Below are 24,098 nucleotides of genomic sequence, written 5' to 3'. Positions count from 1 at the left end.
CCCTCCTGTATGCCGGCGCGGGTTGCTTGGCGCGCGCTTGCGGCATTTCCCTTATTCATTAAGTAAAAATGGCAAAATCGTTAATCGATGGATGGGTTTGTTATCGCTTCGAATTCCAGCCATGCCGACACGCTGCCGTTCGGCGGCACGACGAGCGCCAGCCCTTGCGCCGCCGCTTCCGCCAGCGTCAGCTTCGGCGGAACGTTGAACATTTCCAGCCCGATGTTGTAATCGCGCCCGAAGAACGGAGCATCGCTGTCGTGGCCAAAATTTTGCCAGTACCACAAGTATGGCCAAACTTCCTGGTCCCAACGCACCTCGAGCGATACGCCCCGGCGCCTGTTCGTCAGCCGGTATTTGCCGTCCGCGGCGCGCACATACAGCAGATCGCGCGGCGTGCCCGGCTCCGGCAAACGCGACAGGTCGACCTCCGCGCCGTTCTGCCGCGCCGCCGGCCAAGGCCAGCTTTCGCCGGTTGCCGGGTGATGGACGGTCGCGCCTTCCGTCAGCTCGGCGACCGTGTCGCGATCGAGGAATGGCGCGCCGTATGCCAGATGGTGCCCCCAGTTCGCTTCGAGCGCCGTGGCAGATGACAAATTGACGATCGTTTCTTCGATCCGGACGACAGCGCTTCCGGAAGTAAGCGCAATCTTTTTTTCGGTGCGGAAGGGCATCGAACGAATGCGGTTGACGAGCTGCACTTCGATTCGCTCCGGATCGTCCTGCAAGATCGTATAATCCCACGGCGTAATCGCCGATTCGCCGCGGTGCACGGTTGTATTCCGGTAAACGGACGTATAGCTGACTTCCGGGAACATTTCCTGCCAGCCGCCGAGGTAGCTGATTTCATAGTCGTTGCTGTAGAGCGGATGGGGGCGGTCGATGCCGCGCTGCGACAGCCAGATGAAATCGGTGTCCGTCGGCTTGTGTTGCCAGCGGACCGGCTCGCCGCCCCGGTCCAGCAGCAGATGAATGAGCAGGCTTTCATTTTCGAGCAGCAGCGAGCGATAGCCTTTGAACGTCAAATCGTCGACGATTCTGCAGCCGGCGTTGCGCAGCGGGCGGTATAGTTGGCTTGCCATGATGGATGCCCCCCTTCGGACGATTGTTCGCTTGCCGGCGTCAAACCAGCAGCTTGACCGGTTCGCTCAGCAGCTCGCGGAACAGCATCGCCGCTCCGCCGATCGCGCTTTGCGAAGCGCCGAAGCTGGACGGCTCGAGCCGCAACCGGTCTTTGGCAAAGGCGTACAGCCGGGCTTGCAGCCGCTCCTGCACGGTAGCGCGGTATTCCGCGATGTACGGATACAATTGGCCGCCGAGCACGACTACTTCCGGGTCGTACAGGTTGAATACATTAATCAGCGCCGTTTCGAGGAACGCAAGCGTGTCCTCCATGCATTTGAGCGCATGGGAGTCGCCTGCGCGCACGGCCGCCTTGAAGTCGTCCATCGTGCCGCCGCCGCCCCAGCGTCCGAGGATGCCGGGAATGGAGCCGATCGGCTCCCAACAGCCGCGGTTGCCGCAGTCGCACACTTTGCCGTCCATGACGATCGTCATGTGACCGACCTGGCCGCACAGGCCGTTCGTGCCGCGCACGATTTCGCCCTGCGAAATGACGCCGCCGCCGATACCGCCGCCCATCGTGATGAATACAAGATCGTCGACGTTGCGGCCGATGCCGTACCAGCGTTCGGCCAGCGCCGATGTCCGCGCGTTGTCCTCGATCATGACGCGCCCGCCGGTTCGTTTCTCCAGCTCCGCCTGCAGCGGGAAGCCGCTCCACCCGGGAAAATTCGGCGGATTCAGCAGCGCTCCCCGGCTGTAATCAATCGGACCCGGGACGCCGACGCCGATGCCGAGCACCGGATGGCCGGCTTTTTCCGCCTCCTGCCGCATGTCCGTCAACGCCGGCATGATGCGGGCGAAAAATCCTTCCGGACCGGCTTCCCGGTCGACATCGCCGCCAACCGAACGAAGCACGCGACCGCACAAGTCCATCAGCACGATTTCAAAATTGTTGCGTCCGATATCGAGCCCGATGATGCGGTAATGCCCCGGGTCGAAGCCGAGCATAACCCGCTTGCGGCCCACGCTGCCGGACACCGCTTCGTATTCGCGGATCACCTTGTGCCCGATCAGTTCCCCCGTCAAATTCGTAATCGTGCCCGATGTCAGATCGGCGCTCGACACTAGCTCAACGCGCGACACTTGTTCCTTCTTCCAGATCTGGCGCAGGATCGTCGCCATATTCATCTGTTTGACTTGCTGCAGGTAAGCGATTTTATTGGAGTCGATCGGTGAGCCCCCCATTAACTTAATGATTGAACCGCAATACGAGTGTACCACATCGGAAGCGATTGCGGCCGCACAATGTTCGTGTTGGGTCGACAGCCGGATCTACATGGTCAGCGGAATGCCGGCAACCAGTCGCCGTGCGCTTCGATCATATCGTCGCACAGCGATACGATATCGTCGATCGACAATTCCGCCGACGTGTGCGGGTCGAGCATCGCCGCGTGGTAAATGTGCTCTTTCTTTCGCGTGATCGCCGCTTCAAGCGTCAGCAGCTGGGTGTTGATGTTCGTCCGGTTCAGCGCAGCCAGCTGCGGCGGCAAGTTGCCGACAACGGTCGGCTGCACGCCGTTCGCGTCGACCAGGCACGGCACTTCGACGCACGCCTCTTTCGGCAAATTGGCGATCAGGCCGTTGTTCATCACGTTGCCGCCGATCTTGATCGGCACATTCGTCTCCATCGCTTCGAGAATACGCGAGGCGTATTCGCGCGTCCGTTCGTGCGTCAGACTTTTATTGTTCACCAGCTCTTCGCGCATCGTTTTCCACTTTTCGATCTGGCGCTGGCAGCTGTGCAAATAGTTGTCGAGCGGGATGTCGTAACGTTCGATCAGCTCGGGGTATAAGTTTTTGATGAAGTACGGATAGTATTCCGACGAATGCCGCGACGATTCCGTCACGTAGTAGCCGAAACGCAGCAAAATTTCGAACCGCACCATGTCGTCGTGCTTTTCCTTCTGCTTCTCGGCGGCGCGCCGTCTGATCTCCGGATACAGGTCGACGCCGTCGCGGGTCGCTTCGAGCAGCCAGCCCATATGGTTGATGCCGGCGATTTTCGTTTGCACGCCTGCGGGGTCCATGTCCAGCCGTTCGAACAGCCGCGGCAAACACACCTGCACGCTGTGGCACAAGCCAACCGTGTTGATGCCGCCGTGCGTAATCATCGCGTTCGTCAGCACCGCCATCGGGTTCGTGTAGTTGAGGAACAACGCGTCCGGGCAAACCTCGTGCATATCGGCGGCAAAATCGAGCATCACCGGAATCGTGCGCAAGTTGCGGAAAATGCCGCCGATGCCGAGCGTATCGGCGACCGTCTGGCGCAAGCCGTACCGCTTCGGCACTTCGAAATCGGTGATCGTGCACGGGTCGTAGCCGCCGACCTGGATGGCGTTCACCACGTATTTGGCGCCGCGCAGCGCTTCCTTGCGGTCCGTGTAAGGCTTGACGCGGCAAGTGCTGCCGAGCGTCTCGCGCAGGTTCAGCAGCATTTGCTCGGAATCGCGCAGCCGCTCGGGATCGATATCGAACAGCGCCAGCTCGAAATCCTGCAGCGCCGGCGACAGCATGCAATCGCCGAGCACGTTTTTGGCAAATACGGAGCTTCCTGCGCCGAGAAACGTTAGTTTATTCATCTTGTGTCCTCTCCCGTTCCGTTCATTAACTTAATTATTAAGTTAAATATACAACGACTGTCGATGGTTTGGCAACTATTTTATTTAATGATTAAGGTAAAATGTTTGACGGCAGTGGCGGAGCCGTTGCCATGCCCCCGCCCCACCGGAATAGCCAATGAAAAATGGCTTATTCACCGGATTTCGTCCGGTTCACTGGAAATAGCCAGTGAAACCACTGGTTATTTTCACTGAAAAGGCCCCTGACGAGCCGATTCGGCTAAATAGCCAGTGAAATCACTGGCTATTTTGTTGCAGCCGGTCGTTTTTTGCCAAATAGCCAATAAAATCGGGCTTATTTCGAGACGGGCAACTACTTCTCCCCACTCGCGCTGTTTACCTCGAGCAAATAACGATGCAGCGCCGGAATCGTTTGCTGGTGTTGCCCTTCGAAGTGGTACCCTTTGCCGCCGAGACTCGTCGGGCGGTGAATAATATTTTTGCGCGGCCGGTAGTAGTAGTCCCAGTCCTCGTATCCGACTTTGCGATGATAGTCGCCAAGCTTCACAATATCGAAATTGGCCGTCGTAATGCGATGCACCGGGTGGCCCAGGTTGCGGGCGATCGACAGCGCTTTGAGGAACACTTCCGGCCCCGTTACCGTCGAGCCGAAATTGGCAAACACGCCGCCGTCGAGGCGCGACACCGTATGGGCGTACACATGGAAATCGCGGCCGCTGGCGCCGCCTTGCACCGTAAAATCGGTATCCGGATGCTGCTGAATCGCGTCGGTGCCGATGGTCACATGCACTGTGCACGGAATTCCCCTGTCGGCGCAAGCTTGCAACAAACTGATATGCCGGTACTGGAACGCTTCCGGCTCCCGGCGCATGCGTTCGATCAAGCTTTCGCCGTAGCCGAGGCCGCGCGCATAACCTTCGCGCAGCGCGGCATGCAGCAGCTCGCCCGGCTCGCGCCACATGCCGAATTTGCCTTGCGCCAGTGCGTCGTCGTCCGCTTCCTCCGTTTGGCCGAAGGCGGCCAGCTCAAAGTCCTGAAAAGCGCTCGCGCCGTTCAGCGCCACATGAGTAACCCAGCCTTGCGCGATCAGATCGCACAGCAGCGGCGTAACGCCGGTGCCGACCACATTGCCGCCGAGCGAAACGAGCACCTCTTTGCCTTGCTCCCGCGCCATGCGCACCCGCCCGGCGAAGTCGGCAAAGTCGTCTCCGGCGGCCGGCCAAACCGGCACGGACCCGTCACCCGGTGCCGTGTCCAACAACTTGCGCGCGTACGCCGCGTCGCCGCCGTCCGCGCGAAGCAGCGCCTTCCGCTCCCGCACCGGGTGCAGCTTAACGGCCGTGCCGGCCGCACGCGGCTTGCGCTCGTATGCCGGGAAGCTGACGCCAAGCTCTTCGCGCCGCGCCAGCACGCGATGGAACAGCTGCGGAATCGTCGCCTGGTGAAGGCCGTGGAACAAGTAGCCTTGCCCGCCGATGCCGGCCAGCCGCTCGACAAAATTGCGCCGCGGCCGGTAATAATAGTCCGGCTCCGCTTCCGTTGGCTGCGGCGCCGCGAATACCGGCACGATATCGAAATTGGCGGCCGCAATCGGCGCCATACCGAGGCCGAGGTTGCGGCCGATGCTTACCGCCTTCAGAAACAGCTCCGGTCCGGAAATGGCCGAACCGAAATTGAGAAACACGCCGCCGTCCGCCATCTCCTCCACCGACTGCCGCAGCGCGGCAAAATCGCGGCCGCTGGCCGTGCCAAGCGCGGCAAAATCGACAATCGGATGCTGATGGATAATATCCGTGCCGATTGAAATATGGCATGTGTACGGCACGCCGGAGCGCTGGCATTGCACAAACACGCAATCGTCGTATTGCGGGAACCGTTCAGGATTGCGGTCCAGGTAGCGGTACAAGCTTTCGCCGTAGCCGAGCCCTTCCGCCGCCCCTTGCTGAATCGCTTCGTTCATGAAGCGGCCGGTTTCCTCCCACATGCCGAACGAGCCGTCTTCGATCGCCCGCGCCACATCCTCCGACGTTTCCCCGAGAAACGCGAGCTCGAAGTCATGGATGCTTGTCGCCCCATTGCCGGAAACATGCGTCAACATGCCGTTTCGCACCATTTCGATTACGTAGCGGGACATCCCGTTTTTGATCACGTGGGCGCCCATTGACCAAATGACCGGCTTGCCGGCGGCTCTCGTCCGGACGATCCGGTCGACCAGCTCGTCGAATTGCCGTGCCTCCTCCGGCGCTGCCGGCCACGGTTCCAGCGAGTCGTCATACGGCCTGGCCATGTTGCGAATCGTCACAAGATTCGTTCTCGTATAGACGGAGTTGGTGCGAATCGAATCGAACGATAGCCGCGGATGCTGCTGCATCGGCTCTTCTCCCCTTTCGCTGCGGTTTATTGCAAGCCAAGCTTCTCCAACCATTCCGCCTCATTGGCAAAATCGCCCACGATCCATTGCGCTCCCGCAGCAATGAGCCGCTTCTCCTTCACCGGATTGATGCCTCCCCGGCGTTCTTCGTCGCTGGCAAGACCGATCGCAAACCCGCCGGCTTCGCAGCCGAGTCGAATTTCCACCTTGCCGTCGCCGACGACAGCCAGCTCGCTTCCGGCCAACCCTTTGGCATGGATCAGGTCCTGCAGCACCTTCTCCTTCGAGCAGGCCGTTTGCCCGACCGGCGCGCCGGCAATCTCCTTGAAGCAGTCGGCTACGCCGAGCACCCCGGCTTCCCGCACAACGTCGGGATGGTCGGTGCCGCTGGCCACATACAGCGCAACTCCCCGATCCCGCAGCGTCCTCAAAAAAGAAGCCGCCCCTTTGATCAAATAATCGTCCGCATCAGCTTGTCCCGACGCCAGCCGTTCGACGCGGTCTTTGACCCGCTCGAGCAAACGGCGGTTATACTCCGCCTTGTACGCCCATTCGTCGAGCGCTTCGCCGTTCCAGCCTTTCTCCTTTACTAGACCCGCCAGCCACTGCATTTGGTAAATCGTCTGAATGCCGGTCGATTGGTCGATATAGTCGGCAATCTCGCGATCGAGCGCTTCGTTCTCCGCAGCAGACAATTGCCGCCCCCCGGCGATTGCCTCCTTCATGAACGGAGCCATCACTTCTTCCCAACCGGCTCGCAACGTCGAAATCGTCCCGTCAAAATCAAACAGCACCGCTTTAATCGTCATGTCGCGATTTCCTTTCATTTATAAACTTAAACATTAAGATAAAATGGCGCAACGAACCGCTTTGGCTGCCCTCGCACACATAACCGAGCTGCAGACAAACAACTTCCTCCGTATTACCGCATTGGGCCGCTCCTGGTCCAATCGGCATTGATTTTCACCACTTGCGCCGGGCCTGCTTCGCTGATTTACTTCGATCCAGAAATCATTACCGCGTTGGGCCGCTCCTGGTCCAATCGGCATTGATTTTCACCACTTGCGCCGGGCCTGCTTCGCTGATTTACTTCGATCCAGAAATCATTACCGCATTGGGCCGCTCCTGGTCCAATCGGCATTGATTTTCACCACTTGCGCCGGGCCTGCTTCGCTGATTTACTTCGATCCAGAAATCATTATACCCCGCTGCGGCAAACCGCACAATAGTTTTCTTAATGATTTAGTTAAATGAAAATGGCTTATACTCCACTTCGCCTGCCTCTCACTTCTCCATACCGCCCACGCCTCTCGTCCTGGCTTAAACATCGCGAAGCGCGCCGCTGACGCATGCACAAATCGCGGTGTCCCCTCTCCGCCTGCTCCCCCATTTGCTACACTACCGCTCCGTCCGATGGATCGTTTTGCAAATAGGCCATGTTTTATTGCCTATTTCGCCCAAAACGGGCAGTCGCCACGAAATAGCCAGTGAAATCACTGGCTATTTTCCTCAAATATGCTCGATTTGTGGCCTGGCGGAGCAAATAGGCCATGTTTTCACTGGCTATTTCCGACGAGACGGTCGAAAAGAGACAAATAAGCCATTTTTCATTGGCTATTGTGATTACCCGACCCGGTAAGATGCCGTGGCGGCCAATCGGGCGGTACGCATGGTATTTGCTTCTTGAGGCAGCGTCCCCGGGTGAGTGCCCTCGTTTATGGGTGTTGTGGGAGCGTCTCCTCTTCAACTTCGCCGTACTAGCGGTTCTCAGCGAGCTTATTCGGGCATTTTGAACGATTTTCTGGCGCTAACGGTTTCTGGCTAGCCTATTTGCTTATTCCCCTACGATTTTGGCGGTTTTTCTGCGAATAGCGACGCTGGAAACCGTTAGAGTGTCAATAAAACCAAAATCGGCCCAATAAGCGCTGCAGGAACCGTTAGACGACTGAGCCATACGCCCTCGTGTGGGAAAACATGCACTACCGCCGGGCTGACGTTGCTTAAGCGCAAAAATGCGCTTAAATGGAACCCTGGATACTCGTCTACTACTTTTAAGCGCAGAAATACGCTTAAATCCGGCTAATACGCTGATTACCGGAAAACAGGTAGAGGTTAAGCGCACTTTTGCAGTTAAGTTGTCTCCATCAGCCGTTTGAGTGGAAGTTAAACATTATTGCACTTAAAGTTCTGATTCGGGGTTCGGGGTTACGCCACCCGTCAGGCAATAAAAAGCCCCTCCGGCTGCCGCCGGTTCGTGTGAACCGCGGCAAAGCCGAGGGGGCCTGCCTGTCTTGCCAGCCTCGCTATCGCGCCTGTCTACTTATCGCGCCTACTGTCTACTCCCCGAGAAACGCCTTCTTCATCCGCTCGAAAATCGAGCCGCCGCCGCTTTCGTGCGTATGCTCGCCGTCGATGCCGGCGAACTGGCGCAGCAGTTCTTTTTGCTCGTCGCTCAGCTTCGTTGGCGTCATGACGGTCACCTTCACATGCTGGTCGCCTTGGCCGATGCCGCGCAGCCGTGGCACGCCTTTGCCCTTCAGCCGGAAGAACGTGCCCGTTTGCGTGCCGCTCGGAATTTTCAGCTTCACTTTTTCCGTCAGCGTCGGAATTTCGATTTCGTCGCCAAGCGCCGCCTGCGCAAACGTCAGCGGCACCTCGCAATAAATGTCGTCGCCGTCGCGCTCGAAATAATCGTGCGCCTTGACGCGGATGACGATATACAGGTCGCCGGCCGGGCCGCCCTTCGAACCCGATTCGCCTTCGCCGGAAACGCGCAGTTGTGCGCCTTCGTCGACGCCGGCGGGAATTTTCACATGAATTTTGCGCTGTTTCTTCACTTTGCCCGCGCCGTGGCAATCGCCGCAACGTTCCTTGATCAGCACGCCCTGGCCGTTGCACTGCGAACAAACGCGACGGTTGACGATCCGTCCGAACGCGGTGTTCTGGATCACTTCCTGCTGCCCGGTGCCGCGGCAAACGCCGCACGTTTCCGGCTTCGTTCCCGGCTTGGCGCCCGAGCCGTGGCAGCGATCGCACGTTTCCGTGCGCGGAATCGTAATGTCCATCTCTTTGCCAAAAATCGCTTCCTTGAACTCGATCGTCATGGAATATTGCAGGTCATTGCCGCGCTGCGGCGCATTCGGATTGCGCCGACCGCCGCCGCCGCCACCGCCGAAGAACATGTCGAAAATATCGCCAAACCCGCCAAAATCGGCTCCGCCCGCACCGCCGCCCATCCCCATGTTCGGGTCGACGTGGCCGAATTGGTCGTACTGCGCGCGCTTCTGGTCGTCGCTCAGCACATCGTACGCTTCTTTCACTTCTTTAAACTGCTCTTCCGCATTCGCCGCCTTGTTGACGTCGGGATGGTACTGGCGAGCCAGCTTTCGAAACGATTTTTTGATTTCATCCTGCGAAGCGCCCTTGTCAACCCCAAGCACCTCGTAATAGTCCCGCTTACTCAATTGTCCCACTCCCACCCCGGAATCCTGCCGAATCCTCGAATCCTCATAAACCCAGAAGAGAAACGGCGCCGCACGGCCGTCGCCCGCACCACCCGGCATCCGCAGATGCCAAGAGCGCAAGCGGCCTGCCCCGCGGCCCGTTTCCCTATTTCATGCGTATGGCCGCACTTTCGTGCTTGCCTTATTTCTTCTGGTCGTCCACCACTTCATAATCGGCGTCGACGACATTATCCTTCGCTCTGGCTCCGCCGTCCGCCGCGCCGCCTTCCGCGCCTTCGCCGGCTTGCTGCTGCGCCATTTGCTCGTACATTTTCACCGACAGCTGCTGCACCACTTCCGTCAGCTCTTCCGTCGCCGCACGAATGGCATCGACGTCGTCGCCTTCGAGCGCCTTCTTCACTTTCTCCTTGGCCGCTTCCGCTTTGGCTACTTCTGCCGCATCCGCTTTGTCGCCGAGGTCCTTGATCGTCTTGTCGACGGTGTAAACGAGTTGGTCGGCGTTGTTGCGCGCCTCGACCGTTTCCTTGCGCTTGCGGTCTTCGTCGGCATGCAGCTCGGCGTCCTTGACCATTTTGTCGATTTCCTCGTCGCTCAGGCCGCTGGACGAAGTAATCGTAATCTTCTGGCTTTTGCCCGTTCCTTTATCCGTCGCCGAAACGTTGACGATACCGTTCGAGTCAATATTGAACGCGACTTCGATTTGCGGCACGCCGCGCGGCGCCGGCGGAATGTCGCCGAGCATGAACCGGCCGAGCGTCTTGTTGCCAGACGCCATCTGGCGTTCGCCTTGCAGCACGTGAATTTCCACGCTCGTCTGCATGTCGGCGTATGTGCTGTATACTTGCGACTTGCTCGTCGGAATCGTCGTGTTTCGGTCGATCATCTTCGTGAAGACGCCGCCCGCGGTTTCGATGCCTAGCGACAGCGGCGTTACGTCGAGCAGTACGACGTCCTTGACGTCGCCCGTCAGCACGCCCGCCTGAATCGCCGCGCCAAGTGCCACGACTTCATCCGGATTGACGCCTTTATGCGGCTCTTTGCCGGTCAGCTTCTTGATCGCTTCCTGTACGGCCGGAATACGGGTCGATCCGCCGACAAGCACCACTTTGTCGATTTGGCTCGTTGACAAGCCCGAATCGCTCAGCGCCTGGCGCGTCGGTCCGAGCGTACGCTCGACCAGCGGCGCGGACAGCTCTTCGAATTTGGCGCGGGTCAGGTTGATTTCCAAGTGCTGCGGCACGCCGTCGACCATCGTGATGAACGGCAAAGAAATCGTCGTCGTCAATACGCCGGAAAGCTCTTTTTTCGCTTTCTCCGCCGCATCCTTCAAACGCTGCGTCGCCGCTTTGTCCTTCGTCAGGTCGATGCCGTGTTCTTTTTTGAATTCTGCCGCCAAATAGTCGATGATCACCTGGTCAAAATCGTCGCCGCCCAGACGGTTGTCGCCGCTTGTCGCTTTCACTTCGAACGTGCCGTCGCCCAGCTCGAGAATCGAAACGTCGAACGTGCCGCCGCCAAGGTCATAGACAAGGATCGTTTCCTCTTCCTTGTCAAGGCCGTAAGCAAGCGCCGCGGCCGTCGGCTCGTTGACGATGCGAAGCACGTCGAGGCCGGCGATTTTGCCAGCGTCCTTCGTCGCCTGACGCTGGCTGTCGTTGAAATAGGCCGGAACGGTAATAACCGCCTGCGTGACGGTGGAACCGAGATACGCTTCCGCATCCGCCTTCAGCTTCTGCAAAATCATCGCCGAAATTTCTTGCGGCGTATATTCCTTCCCTTCGATTATCTCCTTGTGGTTCGTGCCCATTTGACGCTTGATCGAAATGACGGTGCGATCCGGGTTCGTGATCGCCTGGCGCTTCGCGCTTTCGCCGACGATGCGTTCGCCGTCCTTCTTGAAGCCAACGACGGACGGCGTCGTCCGGTTGCCTTCCGGATTCGGAATAACGACGGCTTCGCCGCCTTCCATAACCGCTACGCACGAGTTTGTCGTTCCAAGGTCAATACCGATTACTTTGCTCATCGCAAGTTACCTCCTTGATTTGATGGTTGGCCGAATGATTGGCCGGGTCGAATCGCGTGCATACTAGGGAACTTTGACGACCGACGCTACATGCTCACTTTCACCATAGCCGGCCGAAGCACTTTCTCCTTCAGCATGTAGCCCTTCTGTATTTCCTCCACAATAATGCCTTCTTCATGCTCGTCGGATTCCACTTGCATGATCGCCTGATGATGCTCCGGATTAAACGGCTGGCCCACCGCCTGCATGACGGACAGCCCTTCCTGCGCCATCACCTGCTCCATTTGCCGGAAAGTCATTTCAATTCCTTTCACCAGCGAATCGAAATCTTTCGTTTCTTTGCTCGATTGGAGCGCGCGTTCGAAATTATCGAAAATCGGCAGCAGCTGTTCAATCAGCTTCGCCGAGGCATATTTCGCGAATTCTTCCTTCTCGAGACGGGATCTCCTGCGGAAATTGTCAAAATCGGCCTGCGCCCGCAAAAACCGCTGCTGGTTGTCGTCCGCTTCCTTGCGGAGCGCTTCGATCAGCAATTGCTCGGGTGCGGCTTCCGCCTGCTCCGTCGTCCCGTCTGCCTCGGCCGTTTCGGCTTCGCTTGCTTCCGCGGCACCTTCGGCTTGCCCGCCGTATGTACCCGCTTCCGCAGCTTCCGCGGCTTGCTGCCGTTCCGTTTGCTGCTCCTGCTGCTCTTGTTCGCCTTTTGCGTTCACGGGATGATTCACCTCCTTGTCGTCATCTTCGGTCGGTTATATTTTTGCCCGGCGGGCGCGGATTAGCCGTCAAGACTTATACCAGCGCCCGAGGAGCACCGCCATGTCTCTGGACAAATGATCGAGCAAGCCGATCACCTTGCCGTACTCCATCCTCGTCGGGCCGAGAATGCCGATCGTGCCGAGATGCTGGCCGTCGACGGAATAACTGGCCGTGATCAGGCTGCAGGAATTGATCGCCTGGTTGCTGTTCTCACGGCCGATCCGCACCTGGATGCCTTCCGGCAGCGCCGCGAACATGCGCAGCAGCGTCGGCGTCTCGTGCAGCAGGTCGAGCACGTTCTTCACCTTGTCGACGTCCTTGAATTCCGGCTGGTTCAGCATATTCGTCGCGCCGCCCAAATAAATGCGGTCTTCCTCGTCGTGCTCAAGCGCCGTCTCCAGCGATTGCAGCAGTTCCTCGCAGCCCGCCACGTACTGGCTCAGCTCCGCGCCGATCGCGCTGTACAGCTTCGAGCGCAGCTGGATCAGCGGCGTGTTCACCAGCTTGGCGTTCAGCATATTGACGACCTTCTCGATCTCGCCGACGCTTACGCCTTCGGGGATCGGGAACGTCTTGTTCTCGACATGGCCGGTGTTCGTGACGATGATCGCCACTGCCGAACGGCTGGAGAGCGGCACAATTTGCAAATGCTTGAGCGAAGCGCTGAACACTTCCGGCCCGAGCACGATCGACGTATAATTCGTGATGGTCGACAACATGCCGGCGACGTGCTGAATGACCTGTTCCAGCTCATTGATCTTTTCGGCGAAAAACTGCTTCATCAACTCGAGCTCCTGGGTCGTCAGGCTGGATTGCCGCACCAGGTGGTCGACGTAGTAGCGATACCCCTTCTCCGAAGGGATGCGCCCGGCCGACGTATGCGGCTGCTCCAGAAAGCCAAGCTCCTCGAGATCGGACATTTCGTTGCGAATGGTGGCCGGACTGAATCCGACGTCGGCCCGCTTGGAGATGCTGCGGGAGCCGACCGGCTCGGCCGAACGGATGTAGTCGTCAATAATAGCCGTCAAAATCATGCGTTGCCGTTCCGTCAGCACAAGCAGCACCCTTTCGCCGATTTGTCCGTCGTTAGCACTCACATCGAACGAGTGCTAATTACTACTACAAAAATACCAAACCGCAAGGCTCGTTGTCAAGAGAAATTGCTTGCCCATGAGCGGATTAGAACCGATTTTCCCGAAAAAATGGCGCAAAAAGCCCGGACGGGCGTCCCGCCGCGGGCTTGAGCTTCGTTTCCTCATGCAGCCGCTCATACGAGCGGCTTGTTTGGCTCCATTTTGTCGAGCAGCACGCCATCGACACCCAATCGCTTCCATGCCGCGATCCGCGTCGCCAAGGCGTCGTTGCACCAGGACAGCGGAGAGTGATTCCCATATCCGGCATCGGCTGGCTTGTGCCAATGCGCCCTAACCAAATCATAGAAATAGGCCATTAAAAATGGCCTGTTCGTGTCATTTCCTGCGGTTCGGCGAAAATAGCCAGTAAAACATGGCGGGTATCCCCTCGGCTCAATCTCATGAACGTCAATGAACCAATTTCCATTTTTATAGAAAAACTCGCCACCGCCCAGTGGCAGCACCATCCAGGCACACACTTCAAACTCGCAACATACAAACTCCATACATACAAACTCAAACTTGAGCCAACGGGATAACCAACAGACACAAACGGCCGCTGACCCACTCCCGCATTTCTACACATGCCCACCGCCGCGGCCGAAGCCTATCCTTTCTTTTCCCACAAAAAAGAACCCCTGTCTCCGCCAGACGGCGGGACTTGAGGTCCTTTATCGATATGTCAGGGTCAAGCCCGCCGCGACATTCCTGCCGCCACGGGCATCGCTTCCGCCTTCGGTTCCGCGTCGAGCCGCTTCAGCACGGCGATTTCGTCGCAGCAGTGCTGCTTCTTGCAGTTCATGCAATCGCGCCACACTTTCTCCGGAAAAATTTCCTTCGGCACGACCGTAAAGCCGTTCCGCTCGAAAAACGCCACCTCGTACGTGAGCGCCATCACTTTGACAATGCCCATCGCGCGCGCTTCCTCGATCAGCAGGTTGACCAGGCGCTTGCCGATGCCTTGGCCCTTATAGCCGTCGGAAACGCCAAGCGAGCGAATTTCCACCAGATCTTTGCCAAGCTGGGAAAGCGAGCCGCAACCGATCAATACGCCGTCGTCCTCGGCGATCACAAACATGTCGATGGCATGCCGCAGCGCCTCTCGGGATCGCGGAAGCATAATTCCTTGCTCCGCATAGTTCGTAATAATGGCATAAAGCCCGTCGACGTCGTCAGCCGCTGCTTTCCGGCATTGTATCGTCATGGTGGTCACCGCCTTGCGCGTAATGTTCGATACGATATGAATAAATATACAGTATATCGTATAAAATGATCAAGCGAAATATCCCACAAACGCGCCAAAAATTTCGTTGCCGACCATAATGCCGCCCTCCGACAGCCGGTAACCGCCGCTATCGCTCCGCACCAGCAACCCGCGTTCGGTCAAAGAGCTGAGCACCGGAGCAAAAACCTCCTCCAGCGCCGCCCCGTCAAACTGGCGAGCGAACTCCGCGGCGTCCACGCCGTCCAGCATTCGCAGGCCGACCATCATAAAATCTTCCATCGCTTCTTCGCGGCTGACCGCAAACTGCTCCATCCGCGGCAAGCCGTTTTGCGTCGCGTCGATATACGGCTGAATGCCTTTGATGTTGACGTGGCGCTCGCCGCCATGATAGCCGTGCGCACCGGCGCCGAGTCCGTAGTAGCTGCGGTTGCGCCAATAGGTGATGTTGTGCCGGCTTTCGCAGCCGGGGCGGGCGAAGTTGCTGATTTCGTACTGCCCGTAGCCGGCTTCGCGCAGCCTGCGCATGATGAGCGCGTACATCTCCACTTCGTCGTCCTCGCTTGGCAGCGGCAGCTCATTGCGTTGGTAAAGCTTGTGGAACAGCGTGTTCTCCTCCACCTTCAAGCCATAGATGGAATAGTGCTGCAAATCGAGCGCCAGCGCGGCGTCAATCGAACGGTTCAGCGTTTCGACCGTCTGGCCGGGCAAACCGAACATCAGGTCGATCGACAAATTGCCGAAACCGGCGGCGCGCGCGTTGGCAATACTGCGGTACACATCGTCGACATCGTGGATGCGGCCGATCGCCGTCAGCAGCGACGGGTCGAACGACTGCACGCCGAAGCTGATCCGGTTGACACCGCCTTCCTTCATCGCAGCCAGCTTCTCCGCATCGGTTGTGCCCGGGTTCGCTTCCATTGTAAATTCGAAGGCCTCGCTGCGATTGGGAAAATAAGTCTCCACCATGCGCAGGAACACGGCCATTTGCTCGGGCAGCAGCACCGTCGGCGTCCCGCCGCCGACGAATATCGTGTCGATCTCGCCGGGCGGCGTCACCAGAGCCGTACGCTCCATCTCGCGCTCAAGCGCGGCCAAATAGTCCATCACCGGCTGCCCCTTCAGCACGTAAGAGTTGAAGTCGCAGTAATGGCATTTGTTCGTACAGAACGGAATATGAATATAAACCGCTTCGGGGGAAGCGGTTTGGATTCGGGTCATGTTCATTTGAATCATCCTTCGATTGGCGTAATGCCCGCTTATTCGTCGATCTTCAGCACCGCCATGAACGCTTCCTGCGGTACCTCAACGCTGCCGACCTGCTTCATCCGCTTCTTGCCTTCCTTCTGCTTCTCCAGCAACTTGCGCTTCCGCGAAATGTCGCCGCCGTAGCACTTGGCAAGCACGTTCTTGCGCATCGCCTTGACCGTCTCGCGTGCGATAACCTTGTGGCCGATCGTTGCCTGAATCGGAACCTCGAACATTTGCCGCGGGATGAGCTCGCGCAGCTTCTCGCAGATGATGCGGCCGCGGTCGTAAGCGCGATCGCGGTGCACGATGAACGACAAGGCGTCCACCTGCTCGTTGTTCAGCAAGATGTCCATTTTTACCAGATTCGACCGTTTGTAGCCGGACACTTCGTAATCGAACGAAGCGTAGCCCTTCGTCCGCGACTTAAGCTGATCGAAAAAGTCGTAGACGATTTCCGACAGCGGCATGTCGTACGTGAGCGTCACCCGATTCGTATCGAGGTACTCCATATTGATAAAATCGCCGCGCTTGGTCTGGCACAAATCCATGATGACGCCGACATAATCGTTCGGCACGATGATCGACGCCTTGACGTAAGGCTCTTCGACGTATTCGATCCGGCCGACTTCCGGATAATGCGACGGGTTGTCGATCGAAATCGTTTCGCCGTTGGTCAGCGTCACCTTGAACACCACGCTCGGCGCCGTCGTAATAAGCGGAATGTTGAACTCGCGTTCGATCCGCTCCTGGATGATCTCCATGTGCAGCAGGCCGAGGAACCCGCAGCGGAAGCCGAAGCCAAGCGCCGTCGACGATTCCGCTTCGTAGCGCAGCGACGCGTCGTTCAGCTCCAGCTTCTCCAGCGCGTCGCGCAAGTCGTTGTAGTCGGACGATTCGATCGGATACAGGCCGCAGAACACCATCGGGTTGATCCGGCGGTAGCCGGGCAGCGCCTCGGCCGCCGGATTCTTCGCATCGGTGACCGTATCGCCGACGCGCGTATCCTTCACGTTCTTGATGCCGGCCACGATGAAACCGACGTCGCCGACGGCGAGCTCGTCGATGATCGACATGCGCGGCATGAACGCGCCGACTTCAATCACTTCGAACGTTTTGTTCGTGGCCATAAAATGAATTTTCGAACCGGCGCGAATCGAGCCATCAATGACACGAACGTAGACGATGACGCCTTTGTACGGATCGTAATGAGAATCGAAAATAAGCGCCTTCAGCGGTTTGTCCGGATCGCCTTGCGGCGCCGGCACCTTGCTCGCCACCTGCTCGAGAATTTCCTTGATGCCGATGCCGGCCTTGGCCGACGCAAGCACCGCTTCGCTGGCGTCGAGGCCGATGACGTCCTCGATTTCCTGCTTGACCCGCTCCGGTTCGGCACTCGGCAAGTCGATCTTGTTCACGACCGGCAAAATTTCAAGGTTGTTGTCCAAAGCCAAATAGACGTTGGCCAGCGTCTGCGCCTCGATGCCCTGCGCCGCGTCGACGACGAGCAGCGCGCCCTCGCAGGCGGCCAGGCTGCGCGATACTTCATACGTAAAGTCGACATGCCCCGGCGTGTCGATCAGGTTCAAAATATACGTTTCGCCGTTGTCGGCGCGATATTGAAGGCGCACGGCCTGCAGCTTGATCGTAATGCCGCGCTCGCGCTCCAGATCCATCTGGTCCAGCACCTGCTCTTGCATTTCCCGCGAAGACAGGGCGCCCGTGAACTCCAGAATGCGGTCGGCCAACGTCGATTTGCCGTGGTCGATATGCGCGATGATGGAGAAATTGCGTATTTGCTTTTGCCGTGCTCGATAATCTGTCATTCGTTCCAATTAACCCCCCGGCCGATGTCGCCATAATGCAATACCTTACATTATAGCATTTGCACGGCAGACGGGCAACGGACGACAGCCGCCCGGGAGGCGATCGTTCAGCCGAGCAAGCTGTCGAACAAGGCGGCAATGGCTTGCAGCACGAACGTCGCCAAGCTCTGCAGCAGTTTGCCGATGGCGCTGAACAAGCTGCCGAGCGCGGTGCCGCCGCCGTCGGCGCCTGTTGCAGCCGGCTGCGCGGCGGCGGAACGCGATGCGGCGGCGCTTTCCGCGGCAAGCTGCCTGGCCGTCGCCGCGTTCAGCGCCTTGCCGCCGGGCGCCAGCGTCTCCTGGCCGCCGCGCGCCGCCGGGGAGGCGGTTGGCTTCGCGCTTGCGTCTTTGGACGCAGGCGCCCCCGAAGGCGAATGAATCGCCTGCATGCCGTTCGTCGCCACCTCCAGCCCGTAGAACACGCCGAACCCGAGCGCAAACCCGAACAACACCAGCTTCAGCCAACCCCGCCCCATACGATCAGCTCCTTGCGTTCACTTTTTCCGCATCGCGATAAATGTCGGCAATCACGTCCGCCAGCAGGTCGGCCGTCCGGTTGCATTCCTCCAAGGTGTTGTAAGGCCCCCCGATTTCGATCAAAATGTTGTTCGGCGACATCGACTGGTTGTACTCCGCATTGCCGTCATGCAGCGATTTGGCCCAAATGCCGCGGGAAATGCCCGGCTTCTTCGCTTCCAGCAGCTCGCTCACCTTCGTGGCGAACTGTTCGTTCTTTTTCCAGTTCGGGTTTTTCTGGCCGATAATGAAATAAATTTGCGCGTAATCTTTGCCGTCGATCGTAATCGTCGTTTTGTCGCGTGTGCTCGAGTCGCGATGAATGTCGAACAAGTAGGTCAGGTCGGGATTGGCGGCGAACGCTTCCTTGACCGTTTTTTGCGAATATTTGTAGGAGTAGGCGAAATTGTAGTCTTTCTCCGTCGTCGCATAATCGGGACTATAGTCGACCGCGCCGATGCCGAGCGCGTTCAGCTTCTCCGCCATCCGTTTGCCGACGAGCGTGATATTTTTCTTGTCGTCGTAAGCGAGGGCGGGATCTTTGATGCCGAGCTCCGGCACCCACGATTCGCGGTTGTGCGAATGGTAGAACATGACCACGTTGCGGCCGTTCGACGCCGGCTTGCCGGCTGCCGCTTGCGAGGACGGAGCCGGGCTCGCGGACGGACTTGCTGTCGCTTGCGCCTGCGTGGCGCCCGGCGCGGCAGCCTGTGTCGCTCCCGGCGTGGCCGACAGCTTGGCGCTTGCCCCGCCGCCCCAATAATCGACCGGCGCTTCCGCGATGTCGGTCCCTTTGCCTTTGCGCAGCAGCACGGCATCATCGTTGCCGAGCCCGGGCAGCTCGCGCGCCAGCAGCGTTTTCGGATCGCCGGGATTGATGTCCGTCAGCATCCGGAAGAGAAAGCCGAACACGCTTTTCTGCGTCAGCGCGGACGGCGCGTCATCGTCGTGAAAATGCGGCACTTCGAGCCCGATCAGCTCGAGGAAAAAGTTGTCCGACACTTGCGCCGCCAAATCTTTCATCGAAGCGGCGGGCTTGGCCCCCGCTTGCGACTGGGCGAATCCAATCAGAAAGGCGCCGACAAAAAACATCAGCGTCACGCTCGTCATCACGACAAATAAGCGGGCCATCGTCCGCAGGCTCTGCAGCCATTTCCGAATTTTGCTCAAATCAACCGTCAGCGATGTCCATTTCACGCTTCGTTCCTCCTCCAATAAATAACGTTCAAGGCGGCTTCTAGTAATCAATCTATGAACCTCGGGGACGCGCTAGAACAAGAATTGCGTCATAGATCGATAGGATGAGAGGAACGAAGGCGACATACAAAAAAAGCCGCCCCTCGAAGGGCAGCTTTGTACATTTCCATATGGATGGGCGCACTGTGCTCAACTATTCGGCTGTCGCCGATAGCTCGCAATGGCGTTCGGCACTTCGGACAAGGAGCGCAGCGTCAGAAACGCTCCCTTCGGCTTGATCGTCACTTCGATCATATTGTACGACCATTCCAGCACTGCGGGAATGTAGACGGCGTGAATGCCCGTCTCCAGCGCGGGCACGATGTCGGTGCGCAGCGAGTTGCCGATCATCCACGTGCGGCCGCGGTCCCGCTTCTCCCGGCGCAAAATCGTTTCCAACGACGACGCCGTCTTATGGAGGCTAACGTGCACACGACTGCCGAAGTAAGCTTCAAGCGAAAGCGCCTTTACTTTTTTGCGCTGGATGGCCGCGACGCCGCCGGTGTACAAGATCAGCTCGTGGCCTTGCGCGCGCAGTTTGTCCAGCGTTTCTACCATATAGGGGTACGGCTCCACTTCATAGTCGTAGACGGAGCTGCCGAGCTTGATCAGCCATTCGCGCTCGCCTTCGCTCTCTTCGCGGCCGGTCAGCGCGGCATAATGGCGATACGTGTCAACCAGCGATTGCGGGAAATGCTTCGGCGTAAATCCGTGGCGGGATACGCCGCTCGTATCGATTTCCAGCTGAGTGGCGCGGATCGACTCCGCACTGAGCTCATCGGATGCGTACCAGGTTTGCATTTGATCAACGAACTGCTCCAGCACCAACTCGAAATATTTGTTGCAGTGCACCAGCGTATCGTCGAGATCGAACAAAATCGTTTGCTGCTCCATGACGTCCTCCCGTTCCCGCCCTCGTTCCCGGGCGAATCACAAGGACCAGTATACCATTTAGTGGGTAAACGCGGCTACATTGTCGGTATCGACGGCTTCGTGCAAGGCGGCGTTCAGCCCGCTGGCGATAATATTGGCGATGTCCTCGATGAACTGGTCGATTTCTTTCGGCGTTACAAGCAGGTCGTGTCCGAGCGGATTCAGCACTTCCTTGACCAGCGCCAGCCGTTCCGTTTCCTGCATGCCGTCGAGCATGCCGAGGATATGCCCGGTATTGTCCGTCTGTTTCTTGAAATGAGCGTGCATCATGTCAATGCTGTTGTTGACGATCGTCGAAGCATACACGACGGTCGGCACGCCGATGGCAATAACGGGGATGCCGAGTGTTTCCTGCGTCAGCCCTTTGCGCTTGTTGCCGATGCCGGAGCCCGGATGGATGCCGGAGTCGGCGATTTGAATCGTCGTATTCACCCGTTCCAGCGATTTCGACGCCAGTGCGTCGATCGCGATCACGAGGTCCGGACGCGACCGCTCCACGATGCCGAGCACAATTTCGCTGCTTTCGATGCCTGTCGTGCCCAGCACGCCCGGGGCGACGGCGCTGACCGGCCGGTAGCCGGGGTGAACCTCGTTTGGCATCAGTTCAAAATAGTGCCGCGTCACCATGATGTTCTCGACGACGAGCGGGCCGAGCGCGTCCGGCGTTACATGATGGTTGCCGAGTCCGATCACGAGCGCTTTGGCATCCTTTGCCACGCCGATCCGGGTCAGAAACGATTCGAACGCTTGCGCGAACGCCGTCGTCACCCGGTCCTGCAGCTGCGAATCCTTGTTTCGCAGTTCCGGCACGTCGATGGTCACATAGTGACCCGGCAATTTGCCGATCGAGCGGCCCGCTTCCGCCGTCAGCACGTCGATCGTCGTTACCGTGATGCCTTCGTCCTCTTCTACCGCAGATTGTACCCCGGGAATCGCCCCGCCCTGGCGCTGCGCCGCGAGCTCGTTCGCCTCCAGCGCCAGATCGGTCCGTACGGCATACATGCTTAGATCCATCGGTTAAACCTCTTTTCCTTGAGACGTTATGTTCTAGTGTGACGCGAACGCAGTAGGGTTATGCATCGGCGGCGGGCGGGCGGTGGACGGATGGCAAGCGCTATTGCAATTTCACAGGCACCGTGATAGAATATCAAGAGTTGTCAACAAAATGACACGGAGTTTGTCGGGATTGATTCGCGCATGCGAGGAAGTCCTGTTGTACCTGCAATTCGCTCTGGGAGGTGAAAGAAATGCCAAACATCAAATCCGCCATCAAGCGCGTGAAAACAAACGATGCCCGTCGTCTTCGCAATGCGTCGCAGAAATCCGCGTTGCGCACCGCCGTGAAATCGTTCGAGAACGCAGCCCAAGGCAGCAATGCTGAAGCCGCTAAAGAAACTTTGGCGAACGCCCTGAAGAAGCTTGACAAGGCCGTAACCAAAGGTTTGATCCATAAGAATACGGCGAACCGCAAGAAATCCCGTCTCGCGAAACAATACAATGCACTCAGCGCGGCCAAAGCGTAAGCTTGCGCCCTCTTACGAAACGGTAAAGTCCATCCGGCTTTCGATTCCGAAAGCGCGAATGGACTTTTTTCATTTGCCGTTCATGAGCCGGAGCATCGTCATTTCCAGGCCGAGCGTCTTGTCGGTGCGCCCGCTCTTCATGCCGTAGTCGAGGTCCGCAAGCATGCGGATAATATCGCCGAGCCGCCCGGCGGTGTACGATCTTCCTTGCTCCGAGGCGATTTTGACCGCGTACGGATGGGCGCCGATCTGGCCGGCGATATGCTGCTGCGAATGGCCCTGCTTTTCCAGTTCCTTCGTCTGCATAATCATCCGGAACTGGCGCGCCATAAGAGCAACGAGCTTGATCGGCTCCTCGCGCTGCTTCAGCAGCTCGTTCAGAATGGCAAAAGCGCGATTCATATTGCGGCGCACGATATCGTCGATCAGGATGAAGACATTCTGTTCGGTCGTCGGCACGACAAGCCGCTCGATCGCTTCGGCGGTAATTGTGCCCCCCGTTCCGGCGAACAGGGACAGCTTCTCGATTTCCTGCGCCAGCACGGCAAGATCGGTGCCGGCGTACATGACCAGCTGTACGGCGCTTGCTTCGGACAGCTCCGCCTTGCGCCGCTGCGCCTGACGAATCGCCCAGCGCTGCAGCTCATCCGCCTGCAGCGGCGCAAACGCCAGCGCTCCTCCGGCGTCCTTGAACGCTTTTACCAGCTTCTTGCGTTCGTCGAGCTTGTCAGCCGCAGCGATAAAAACGATCACCGTCTCCGGCGAAGGCGACTTGAGATAAGCAACCAGCCGCTCCGTACGATGCTCCACCTTGCCGCTTTCTTTCGCTCCGGTAAAAAACGCGGCATTGGCCGCGACTATCACTTTGCGCTCCGACATGAACGGCAGCGTGCCCGCGTCGTCCAGCACCGTGTCGAGCGGCGTCTCCGCCAAGTCGTAGCGGGTGACGGCAAACTCGGCGTAAGCGGGATCGACGGTAAGGCGGATGACGCTGTCGATAAATTGCTGCAGCAAATAGCGTTCCGCTCCGTAGCATATGTAGCACGGCAGCCCGGCTCCCTTTTCAATCGCCTGTAGGGCCGTTTTGTAGCTCATCGGCAGTTTCACCTCAGTACCATCTTAGGCACAATGGCCACGCTTGTCCAGCCGTAACCTTCGCAGGGCACAAAAAGAAAGCCCGCCAATTAGCGTGTGTCTGAGACCTCCGAGGGCAGCAGATTGTGCCGAATTTTCGTTCCATGCAAGGAAGTTTTGCGCAGGCTTACCGGGGTAAGTCAAGCAAAACTGACGCCGCAGGGGGCGAAAAGGCGGTGCAAGATGCGTCAGAGCGGGGTCTCAGACATACGCCTAGCGGGCCATCCAGCCGCCGTCCACACAAAGGACGTGGCCGTGCATATACGAGGAAGCTTCCGACGCCAGGAATATGGCCGCCCCCTTCAAATCTTCCGGCGTTCCCCAGCGTCCCGCGGGGATGCGCTCGAGAATTTGCCGGCTGCGGTCCGGATCCGAGCGCAGCGCCGACGTATTGTCGGTCACCATGTAGCCCGGCGCAATCCCGTTGACGTTGACGCCCTTGCTTGACCATTCGTTGGCGAGCGCCTTCGTCAGTCCGGCGACGGCGTGTTTGCTTGCCGTGTAGCCCGGCACATTGATGCCGCCCTGAAATGAAAGCAGCGACGCGATGTTGATGATTTTGCCGGAGCCTTGCGCGATCATTTCGCGGCCGGCGAGCTGGCTCAGGAAGAAGACGGCGTTCAGGTTGACGTTCAGCACGTCCTGCCAGTCCTGGCCCGCGTGATCGGCCGCCGGTTTGCGGCGAATGATGCCGGCATTGTTGACCAGGATGTCGATGCGCCCGAACGCTTCTTTCGTCTTGGCTACGATGCCGGGCAACTGGCTTTCGTCGCTCAGGTTGGCAATGATCGAAATCGCCTTGCGGCCGTGAGCCTCCACTGCGGCAATCGTTTCCTGCGGGCTGCTGCTGTTCGTGACAAGCGCCACGTCCGCGCCCGCTTCGGCCAACCCTTCGGCCAGGCCGCGGCCAAGGCCGACACCCGCTCCCGTCACGATGGCGACTTTGCCGGTCAAATCGAATAAACGCATGCTG

20 protein-coding genes are annotated in these 24,098 nt (G+C 58.5%); 1 reads left to right on the top strand and 19 read right to left on the bottom strand.

The window, feature by feature from the left end; translation table 11 throughout:
* Nucleotides 1–80 precede the first annotated feature (80 nt).
* The 17 genes from EXY20_RS00845 to gpr all read right to left on the bottom strand — a co-directional run bounded on the left by EXY20_RS00845 (nucleotide 81) and on the right by gpr (nucleotide 21,482).
* Nucleotides 81–1,082, bottom strand: a complete 1,002-nt coding sequence (locus tag EXY20_RS00845; RefSeq protein WP_135546640.1) for a DUF4432 family protein — start codon at nucleotides 1,080–1,082, stop codon at nucleotides 81–83.
* Nucleotides 1,083–1,122: 40 nt separating this feature from the next.
* Nucleotides 1,123–2,310 (bottom strand): ROK family protein, encoded by a 1,188-nt coding sequence (locus tag EXY20_RS00840; protein WP_135546637.1) that lies wholly within the window; start codon nucleotides 2,308–2,310, stop codon nucleotides 1,123–1,125.
* Nucleotides 2,311–2,405: 95 nt separating this feature from the next.
* The gene (gene melA, locus EXY20_RS00835) at nucleotides 2,406–3,704 is read right to left on the bottom strand and encodes an alpha-glucosidase/alpha-galactosidase (RefSeq protein WP_135546635.1); all 1,299 of its coding nucleotides are present in this window, start codon (nucleotides 3,702–3,704) and stop codon (nucleotides 2,406–2,408) included.
* 352 nt (nucleotides 3,705–4,056) lie between these two features.
* Nucleotides 4,057–6,075: a hypothetical protein gene (locus EXY20_RS39425; protein ID WP_207671194.1), complete on the bottom strand. Its 2,019-nt coding sequence runs from the start codon at nucleotides 6,073–6,075 to the stop codon at nucleotides 4,057–4,059.
* 26 nt (nucleotides 6,076–6,101) lie between these two features.
* Nucleotides 6,102–6,884, bottom strand: coding sequence for an HAD family hydrolase (locus tag EXY20_RS00825; RefSeq protein ID WP_167858921.1), 783 nt, complete (start codon nucleotides 6,882–6,884; stop codon nucleotides 6,102–6,104).
* A 1,527-nt stretch (nucleotides 6,885–8,411) separates the two neighbouring features.
* Nucleotides 8,412–9,539, bottom strand: coding sequence for a molecular chaperone DnaJ (gene dnaJ / locus EXY20_RS00820; RefSeq protein ID WP_207671193.1), 1,128 nt, complete (start codon nucleotides 9,537–9,539; stop codon nucleotides 8,412–8,414).
* A 181-nt stretch (nucleotides 9,540–9,720) separates the two neighbouring features.
* Nucleotides 9,721–11,562, bottom strand: a complete 1,842-nt coding sequence (gene dnaK, locus EXY20_RS00815; protein ID WP_135546631.1) for a molecular chaperone DnaK — start codon at nucleotides 11,560–11,562, stop codon at nucleotides 9,721–9,723.
* 86 nt (nucleotides 11,563–11,648) lie between these two features.
* Nucleotides 11,649–12,272 carry a nucleotide exchange factor GrpE gene (grpE, locus tag EXY20_RS00810; protein WP_135546629.1) on the bottom strand — a complete coding sequence of 208 codons (624 nt, stop codon included), beginning with the start codon at nucleotides 12,270–12,272 and terminating at the stop codon, nucleotides 11,649–11,651.
* A gap of 69 nt (nucleotides 12,273–12,341) precedes the next feature.
* Complete coding sequence (hrcA, locus tag EXY20_RS00805; protein ID WP_135547631.1) at nucleotides 12,342–13,370, bottom strand: heat-inducible transcriptional repressor HrcA; 1,029 nt, start codon at nucleotides 13,368–13,370, stop codon at nucleotides 12,342–12,344.
* A gap of 212 nt (nucleotides 13,371–13,582) precedes the next feature.
* Entirely contained in the window at nucleotides 13,583–13,915 is a 333-nt protein-coding gene (locus EXY20_RS00800) for a hypothetical protein (RefSeq protein WP_135546627.1), read from the bottom strand.
* A gap of 221 nt (nucleotides 13,916–14,136) precedes the next feature.
* Nucleotides 14,137–14,652 carry an N-acetyltransferase gene (locus EXY20_RS00795; RefSeq protein ID WP_135546625.1) on the bottom strand — a complete coding sequence of 172 codons (516 nt, stop codon included), beginning with the start codon at nucleotides 14,650–14,652 and terminating at the stop codon, nucleotides 14,137–14,139.
* Between the two features lie 69 nt (nucleotides 14,653–14,721).
* On the bottom strand, nucleotides 14,722–15,897 hold the full coding sequence (hemW, locus tag EXY20_RS00790; RefSeq protein WP_407944881.1) for a radical SAM family heme chaperone HemW: 1,176 nt from the start codon (nucleotides 15,895–15,897) through the stop codon (nucleotides 14,722–14,724).
* A gap of 32 nt (nucleotides 15,898–15,929) precedes the next feature.
* Entirely contained in the window at nucleotides 15,930–17,744 is a 1,815-nt protein-coding gene (gene lepA, locus EXY20_RS00785; RefSeq protein WP_135546621.1) for a translation elongation factor 4, read from the bottom strand.
* Between the two features lie 107 nt (nucleotides 17,745–17,851).
* Nucleotides 17,852–18,259 (bottom strand): hypothetical protein, encoded by a 408-nt coding sequence (locus EXY20_RS00780; protein ID WP_167858920.1) that lies wholly within the window; start codon nucleotides 18,257–18,259, stop codon nucleotides 17,852–17,854.
* A gap of 4 nt (nucleotides 18,260–18,263) precedes the next feature.
* Nucleotides 18,264–19,496 carry a stage II sporulation protein P gene (gene spoIIP, locus EXY20_RS00775; RefSeq protein ID WP_235885300.1) on the bottom strand — a complete coding sequence of 411 codons (1,233 nt, stop codon included), beginning with the start codon at nucleotides 19,494–19,496 and terminating at the stop codon, nucleotides 18,264–18,266.
* Between the two features lie 189 nt (nucleotides 19,497–19,685).
* Nucleotides 19,686–20,429, bottom strand: coding sequence for an HAD family hydrolase (locus EXY20_RS00770; protein WP_135546617.1), 744 nt, complete (start codon nucleotides 20,427–20,429; stop codon nucleotides 19,686–19,688).
* A gap of 57 nt (nucleotides 20,430–20,486) precedes the next feature.
* Complete coding sequence (gene gpr / locus EXY20_RS00765) at nucleotides 20,487–21,482, bottom strand: GPR endopeptidase (protein ID WP_135546615.1); 996 nt, start codon at nucleotides 21,480–21,482, stop codon at nucleotides 20,487–20,489.
* 233 nt (nucleotides 21,483–21,715) lie between these two features.
* On the opposite strand from gpr, the gene rpsT reads away from it, so the two are divergent.
* On the top strand, nucleotides 21,716–21,991 hold the full coding sequence (gene rpsT, locus EXY20_RS00760) for a 30S ribosomal protein S20 (RefSeq protein ID WP_135546613.1): 276 nt from the start codon (nucleotides 21,716–21,718) through the stop codon (nucleotides 21,989–21,991).
* Nucleotides 21,992–22,060: 69 nt separating this feature from the next.
* On the opposite strand, the gene holA is transcribed toward rpsT, so the two are convergent.
* Together holA and kduD are read right to left on the bottom strand one after the other, a co-directional pair.
* Complete coding sequence (holA, locus tag EXY20_RS00755; protein ID WP_135546611.1) at nucleotides 22,061–23,086, bottom strand: DNA polymerase III subunit delta; 1,026 nt, start codon at nucleotides 23,084–23,086, stop codon at nucleotides 22,061–22,063.
* Between the two features lie 252 nt (nucleotides 23,087–23,338).
* Nucleotides 23,339–24,094, bottom strand: a complete 756-nt coding sequence (gene kduD / locus EXY20_RS00750; RefSeq protein WP_135546608.1) for a 2-dehydro-3-deoxy-D-gluconate 5-dehydrogenase KduD — start codon at nucleotides 24,092–24,094, stop codon at nucleotides 23,339–23,341.
* Between the last annotated feature and the right edge of the window lie 4 nt (nucleotides 24,095–24,098).

It is taken from the genome of Paenibacillus cymbidii (assembly GCF_004764705.1).
In the GTDB taxonomy this organism is placed as follows: Bacteria; Bacillota; Bacilli; order Paenibacillales; family NBRC-103111; genus Paenibacillus_AN; species Paenibacillus_AN cymbidii.
This window is presented reverse-complemented; position numbering and strand designations above follow the sequence as displayed.